The following is a 6,634-nucleotide window of genomic DNA, read 5'->3' as shown; positions in this document are numbered from 1 at the left end:
CGGCCGCGGCGTCGGAGCTGTGGGTGGCGGCGTCGGTCGGCCCGTACGGCGCGGCACTGGCGGACGGGTCGGAGTTCCACGGCCGGTACGGGGTGAGCGTCCCCGCACTGCGGCGTTGGCACCGCCCCCGGATCGAGGTGCTGGCCGAGGCGGGGCCGGACGTCCTCGCGCTGGAGACGGTGCCGGACGTGGACGAGGCCGAGGCGCTGGTGCGCGCGGTCGAGGGGGTGGGGCTGCCCGCGTGGCTGACGTTCAACGTCGACGGCGGGCGTACCCGGGCCGGACAGCCGATGGCCGAGGCGTTCGCCGTCGCGGCGGACGCGCCGGAGGTCGTCGCGGTGGGGGTGAACTGCTGTGCCCCCGCCGAGGTGCCGGAGGCCGTGGCGTGCGCGCGGGAGGTGACCGGCAAACCGGTCGTGGCCTACCCGAACAGCGGCGAGGGCTGGGACGAACACCGCCGCGACTGGACCGGCCCCACCCGCTACCGCGCCACGGACGCCCCCACCTGGCTCGCCGCGGGCGCCACCCTCCTCGGCGGCTGCTGCCGCGTCCTCCCCACCGACATCGCCCGCCTCGCCGAGGTGGTCACCCCGGCTGTGCCGTGAGGGGCACATTCCCTGCACGGGACGCAGTGAAAGTGCCCCTCACCGCGCTGGGCGCAGGAAAAGTGCCCTTCACGGCACACCTGCCGGCACCCCCGTTCGGGTGGGGTGGGGCGGTCGGGTTGCCGGGGACGGCGACACCCAGCAGAGTGCAGGCGAGGCCGGGGGACACGGCCGGTGTGTGTGCCGCGAGAGGAAGGGGGTCGGGTCCATGATCTCAGCACTCGACACGAATTCGGCGCTCGATCCGGACACCGAGTACGTGGTGCTCTGCGGTGCGGACCACGAACCCGTCGGATTCGCACCGAAGGCGGAGGTGCACCACGAGCACACACCGCTGCACCTGGCGTTCTCCTGCTACGTCTTCGACCACGCGGGTCAGCTGCTCGTCACCCGCCGGGCCCGGGCGAAGAAGACCTGGCCCGGCGTGCGGACGAACTCCTGCTGCGGCCACCCCGGGCCGGGTGAGGTGCTGCCCGACGCGGTGGCCCGCAGGCTCACCGACGAACTCGGCGTCGTGGCGGACACGATCGAGCTGGTCCTGCCCACCTTCGCCTACCAGGCCACCATGCCGGACGGCACACGGGAGAACGAGGTGTGCCCCGTCTACCGGGCGACCGTGGCCGACCGGCCCGCGCTGCGCCCGGACCCGTCGGAGGTCGCCGAGGCCGGGTGGGTGCCGTGGACCGACTTCGTCGCCGAGGTGCGCGCGGACCCGTCGGCCGTCTCGCCGTGGTGTTCCCGGCAGGTCGCCGCGTTGCACCGGCTGGGCCCCGACCCGCTGCGCTGGCCGGTCTCCGACGACACCGAGCTGCCCTCGGCGGCCCGGGAGCCCCTCGCCCCGCGCGGGTGATCTCCTTCGCGGGGCCGCGGCCCGGCACCCCGCTCAACCGAGCGGGAGGGTCCGCGGGGTGTACTGCACGCTGATCCAGTGGTCGGTGGTGAACTCCTCGATCGCCCAGTCGCCGCCGAAGCGGCCGAGCCCGGACGCCTTCTCCCCGCCGAACGCGGTGTTCGGGTCGTCGTTGATCGTGGTGTCGTTGACGTGGGTCATGCCCGCCCGCACCTGCTGTGCGAACCGCACGCCGCGCTCGACGTCGCCGGTGTAGACGGCGCTGGAGAGCCCGTACTCGGTGTCGTTGGCGAGCTGGAGGGCGTGCCGCTCGTCGTCGGCGCGCACCACGGTGCCCACCGGCCCGAACACCTCCTCCGCCGCGGTGGCGACCCGGTTGGTGCCCACCAGCAGGTGCGGGGGCAGCACCAACCCGGTCGGGCCGAGCGGGTCCCCTCCCACGACGAGCTGTGCGCCGTCGTCGACCGCGCGGGAGATCTTCTCGCGCACCTGGGAGAACTGGCTGCCGTTGACGATCGGCCCGATCTGGGTGCCGGTGTCCGTGGGATCACCCGGACGCAGCCCCCGGACCCGCTCGGCGAACCGGTCGACGAACGAATCGTGCACCCGGGCGTCGACGATGACGCGGTTGGTGGCCATGCACACCTGCCCCTGGTGGACGTAGGAGCCGAACACGGCCGCGTCCACGGCGCCGTCGAGGTCGGCGTCGTCGAGCACCACCAGTGGACCGTTCCCGCCGAGCTCCAGGGCGCACCGCTTGAGCGGGGCCTTGCGCGCGATGTTCTCACCGACCGGGGTGGAGCCGGTGAACGAGATGACCTGCGGAATGTCGTGGGTGACCACCGCGTCGCCGATCTCGGAGCTCTTCCCGACCACGACGTTGAGCAGCCCCGGGGGGAGTCCGGCCTCCTCGTACAGCTTCGCCAGCAGCAGCCCCCCGGTCACCGGGGTGTCCCCGGCGGGTTTGAGCACCACCCCGTTGCCCACCGCCAGCGCGGGTGCCACCGACCGGTTGGACAGTTGCAGCGGGAAGTTCCACGGACTGATCACCGCGACGACGCCGACGGGTTGCCGGTAGACGCGGTTCTCCTTGCCGGGGATCGTGCTGGGCAGGATCCGCCCGGCCACCCGGGAGGGGAACGACGCGGCCTCCGCGAGGACCCCGCGCACGAGGTCCACCTCGAACTCGGCCCGGAAACGCACCGCCCCCGCCTCGGCGATCAGCCACTCCACGAACTCCCGGCGGCGCTCGTCCAGGATCCGGATCGCGCGCAGGAAGACCTCGGTGCGCTCGCCCGGGAGCCGGGCGGCCCACTCGGCCTGCGCCCCCCGGGCGGCCCGGTAGGCACGGTCCACGTCCCCGGTCGAGGCCAGGGGGATCTCGGTCAGTACCTCGCCGGTGTAGGGGTTGGTGTCCGCCGCCACCGACTCCGAGCCGCCTGCCCGCCACTCACCGCCGATCGGCATACGGTCGAAGCCGGTGTACGCGCGCGGCGCCTGTCCTGGGGAGTTCATCGACGCTCCTTCGCCTCGCCTGTCGTGCCCGGTCGGGAATACCCGTGGGCGCGGGCGGGCAACCGGCGGCGTCGCCCGGCTACTCGCGGAGGGCGGCGAGCACGGCGTTCTCGAAGTGGGCGACGTGGCCGGTGGCGATCTCGGCCGCCTCCTCGCCCTCGCCCGCGATGATCGCGTGCAGCATGCGCTCGTGTTCGGCGACGTGCCGCGGCATGCCCTGCAGCCGGGTGAGGAACAGGTACCAGATCCGCAGGGTCAGGTTGTAGTAGTGGTTCAGCGTGGCTTCCAGGTACCGGTTCCGGGTGCAGTGGTAGATCGCCCGGTGGATCTCGGTGTCCAGCCGCATCAGGTCCACGTCGTCGCGTTGCAGGCTGATCCGGTCGGCCAGCGCGGCCAGCTCGGCCCGCTCGGCGTCCGAGGCCCGTGCGGCGGCGCTGCGGGCCGCCTGCCCCTCCAGGTGCCTGCGGACCTCGGCGATGAGCCCGTGGTCGGTGATGTTGATTTCGGTGGCGAACGTGCCGCGCCGGGGATAGATCACCACGAGGTCCTCGGCCTGCAGCCGCTTGATCGCCTCGCGCAGCGGGGTGCGGCCGACCTGGATGCTGCGGGAGAGCTGCTCCTCGTTGATCGGTGCCCCCGGCGGGATCTCCAGGGTGACCAGCATGTCCCGCAACGTCGTGTAGGCGTGCTCGGACAGCGATCGGCCCGCGGGCCCACCGGCGACGGCGGAACTGTTGACTCCGGAATCCACGGGGTCCTACTGTAGACGACACGCTGATATATCAGACGTCGACCAGTATTCGATCAGCTGTTCCTCAGTCGCCGACCGACCTCGGCGACCCGGCTCCGTACTCCCCCGCTGCGCAAGCTCGAACGGAGGTTCTCGATGACGCCTCGCACCCCCGGCGCCGAACTGCCGGACCATCCGGCGTGGCTCTGGGACTCCCCGGAGCCGAAATCGTCCTACGACGTGGTGATCGTCGGTGGTGGTGGACACGGCCTGGCCACCGCGTACTACCTGGCCGTCAACCACGGCATCACCGACATCGCCGTGCTCGAACGCGGATGGCTGGCCGGCGGGAACATGGCCCGCAACACCACGATCATCCGCTCGAACTACCTCTGGGACGAGAGCGCCGGCCTCTACGAGCACTCGCTGAAGCTGTGGGAGGGGCTGGCCGACGAACTCGACTACCCGCTGCTGTTCTCCCAGCGCGGGGTGCTCAACCTCGCGCACTCGCTGCAGGAGGTCCGCGACGCGGTCCGCCGGGTCGAGGCGAACAAGCTCAACGGCATCGACGCGGAGTGGCTCGACCCCGCGCAGGTGGCCGAGATCTGCCCGATCCTGAACACCTCGGAGGACCTGCGCTACCCGGTGCTCGGGGCGACCTGGCAGCCGCGGGCGGGCATCGCCAAACACGACCACGTCGCCTGGGGCTTCGCGCGTGCGCTCGACCGCATGGGCGTGGACCTGATCCAGAACTGCCCCGTCACCGGATTCGAGCGGGTCGGTGACCGGGTCGTCGGGGTGCACACCCCACGCGGCACGATCCGGGCGGGCAAGGTGGCGCTGGCGGCGGCGGGCAGCACGTCCGTACTCACCGACGACCTCGGGCTGCGGCTGCCGATCCAGAGCCACCCGCTGCAGGCGCTGGTCTCCGAGCTGCTCGAACCCGTGCACCCCACCGTGGTGATGTCGAACGCGGTGCACGTCTACGTCAGCCAGGCGCACAAGGGCGAACTCGTCCTCGGCGCGGGCATCGACGCGCACAACTCGTACGCCCAACGCGGGTCGTTCCACACCATCGAGCGGGAGCTCACCGCGGCCGTGGAACTGTTCCCGATGTTCTCCCGCGCCCACGTGCTGCGCACCTGGGCCGGCGTCGTCGACGTCACCCCGGACGCCTCGGCGATCATGGGGCGCACCCCGTTCGACGGCCTCTACGTCAACTGCGGCTGGGGCACCGGCGGTTTCAAGGCCACCCCCGGTGTGGGCTGGTGCTACGCGCACACGATCGCCCACGACGAGCCGCACCCGCTCAACGCCCCGTTCGGCCTGGAGCGGTTCACCACCGGCGCACTGATCGACGAGCACGGCGCCGCCGGTGTCGCGCACTGAAGGAGTCCGACGATGATGCTCATTCCCTGCCCGTGGTGCGGGCCGCGCAACGAGACCGAGTTCCACTACGGCGGCCAGGCCGACGTCCGCTACCCGGACCGGCCGGACGCGGTGTCCGACGAGCACTGGGCGCGGTTCCTCTTCTTCCGGGACAACCCGCGGGGCGTGTTCGCCGAGCGGTGGTCGCACCAGGCGGGCTGCCGCCGCTGGTTCACCGTGCGCCGGGACACCACCACCAACGCCATCGAGCCCGACGACCCACACGCAGCAGAGGCGGTGACGAGGTGAGCAACGAGTTCCGGCTCGCCGACCGGGGGCGCATCGACCGGGACCGCCCGGTCCGCTTCCGCTTCGACGGCGACGCCTACGAGGGATACGCCGGCGACACGCTCGCCTCGGCGCTGCTGGCCAACGGCGTCCACACGGTCGCCACCAGCATCCGGTACGGCCGTCCGCGCGGCATCATGGCCGCCGGCGTGGAGGAGCCGAACGCGCTGGTGCAGATCGAGGAGCCGTTCCCGGAGCCGATGCTGCCCGCGACGACGGTCCCGCTGCGGGAAGGGCTGGCGGCCACCGGCCTGCCCGGCCAGGGTCGGCTCGCGACCGACCCGGACCCCGCCCGCTACGACGCGATGTACGCCCACTGCGACGTCCTCGTCGTCGGGGCGGGACCCGCCGGACTGGCCGCCGCCCTGAGCGCGGCCCGCAGCGGCGCCCGGGTGATCCTCACCGATCTGGACACCGAGTTCGGCGGCAGTCTCCTGGGCACCGGCGAACGGCTGGACGCCGCGCCCGGCACCGGGTGGGTGCGGCGGGCGGTCACCGAGCTCGCCTCGCTGCCGGAGGTCCGCCTGCTGAGCGGCACCACGGTGTTCGGCCACCACGAGCACAACTGGTTCACCGCGGTCGAGCACCGCGGCGACGACGCGTTCAGCCGCCAGCGCGTCCACCGCATCCGTGCCCGGCAGACCGTGTTCGCCACCGGCGCGCACGAACGGCCGCTGGTGTTCGCCGACAACGACCGCCCCGGCACCATGCTGGCCGGGGCCGCCCGCACCTACCTGCACCGGTACGGGGTGCTGCCGGGCAGGCGCGCGGTCGTGTTCACCACCGACGACAGCGCCTACGCGGCGGCGGTGGACCTGCACGACGCCGGGGTGGAGATCGCGGCCGTGGTGGACGCCCGGGACACCGTGTCCACCCACTGGGCCTCGCTGTGCCTGGAACGGGGAATCACCATCCGGGCCGACACCGCCGTGGTCGGGACCACCGGCGTCGACCACGTCCGTGGTGTGCACCTCGACGGGCCGCACCCCCGCGGTCGCGCGGAGAGCCACCTCGACTGCGACCTGCTGCTGGTCTCCGGCGGCTGGACCCCGGCGGTGCACCTGCACAGCCAGGGCCGGGGCGCGCTGCGGTACGCCGAGTCGCTCGGCGCCTTCGTCCCGGCCGGGGACCTGCCCGCCGCACGGTCGGCCGGTGCCGCCGCCGGTGCGGTGCACACGTCGGACTGTCTGCGCACGGGCGCCGACGCCGGTGCGGCAG

General features: G+C 72.8%; 7 protein-coding genes. 5 read left to right on the top strand and 2 right to left on the bottom strand.

Translation table 11 applies throughout. From position 1 onward, the window contains the following. Both mmuM and idi read left to right on the top strand, forming a co-directional pair. Positions 1-605: homocysteine S-methyltransferase (gene mmuM / locus ACTIR_RS23750; protein ID WP_084789552.1), on the top strand; the 605-nt coding region annotated here is incomplete at its 5' end. Positions 606-813: 208 nt separating this feature from the next. After that, positions 814-1,455 (top strand): isopentenyl-diphosphate Delta-isomerase, encoded by a 642-nt coding sequence (gene idi / locus ACTIR_RS0115855; protein WP_026455016.1) that lies wholly within the window; start codon positions 814-816, stop codon positions 1,453-1,455. A gap of 33 nt (positions 1,456-1,488) precedes the next feature. Here the strand turns inward: idi and ACTIR_RS0115850 are convergent, their stop codons facing one another. Next, positions 1,489-2,970 (bottom strand): aldehyde dehydrogenase family protein, encoded by a 1,482-nt coding sequence (locus ACTIR_RS0115850; protein ID WP_026455015.1) that lies wholly within the window; start codon positions 2,968-2,970, stop codon positions 1,489-1,491. A 79-nt stretch (positions 2,971-3,049) separates the two neighbouring features. Continuing rightward, on the bottom strand, positions 3,050-3,721 hold the full coding sequence (locus ACTIR_RS0115845; protein WP_026455014.1) for a GntR family transcriptional regulator: 672 nt from the start codon (positions 3,719-3,721) through the stop codon (positions 3,050-3,052). Between the two features lie 135 nt (positions 3,722-3,856). Between ACTIR_RS0115845 and ACTIR_RS0115840 the strand changes: the two genes are divergently transcribed. The 3 genes from ACTIR_RS0115840 to ACTIR_RS23745 form a co-directional block, all read left to right on the top strand. Beyond that, complete coding sequence (locus tag ACTIR_RS0115840; protein WP_026455013.1) at positions 3,857-5,089, top strand: sarcosine oxidase subunit beta family protein; 1,233 nt, start codon at positions 3,857-3,859, stop codon at positions 5,087-5,089. Positions 5,090-5,101: 12 nt separating this feature from the next. Beyond that, positions 5,102-5,377, top strand: a complete 276-nt coding sequence (locus ACTIR_RS0115835; protein ID WP_026455012.1) for a sarcosine oxidase subunit delta — start codon at positions 5,102-5,104, stop codon at positions 5,375-5,377. Continuing rightward, positions 5,374-6,634 (top strand): 2Fe-2S iron-sulfur cluster-binding protein (locus ACTIR_RS23745; RefSeq protein ID WP_154663783.1); only part of this gene is annotated, 1,261 nt, incomplete at its 3' end. The genes ACTIR_RS0115835 and ACTIR_RS23745, both read left to right, overlap by 4 nt.

Source organism: Saccharomonospora iraqiensis subsp. iraqiensis, assembly GCF_000430445.1.
Classification (GTDB): domain Bacteria; phylum Actinomycetota; class Actinomycetes; order Mycobacteriales; family Pseudonocardiaceae; genus Saccharomonospora; species Saccharomonospora iraqiensis.
This window is presented reverse-complemented; position numbering and strand designations above follow the sequence as displayed.

Excerpts from the sequence above, each read along its gene's own strand:
- ACTIR_RS0115835 (WP_026455012.1), top strand. The coding sequence starts at position 5,102 with ATGATGCTCATTCCCTGCCCGTGGTGCGGGCCGCGCAACGAGACCGAG.
- ACTIR_RS0115850 (WP_026455015.1), bottom strand. The coding sequence starts at position 2,970 with ATGAACTCCCCAGGACAGGCGCCGCGCGCGTACACCGGCTTCGACCGT.
- idi (WP_026455016.1), top strand. The coding sequence starts at position 814 with ATGATCTCAGCACTCGACACGAATTCGGCGCTCGATCCGGACACCGAG.
- ACTIR_RS0115840 (WP_026455013.1), top strand. The coding sequence starts at position 3,857 with ATGACGCCTCGCACCCCCGGCGCCGAACTGCCGGACCATCCGGCGTGG.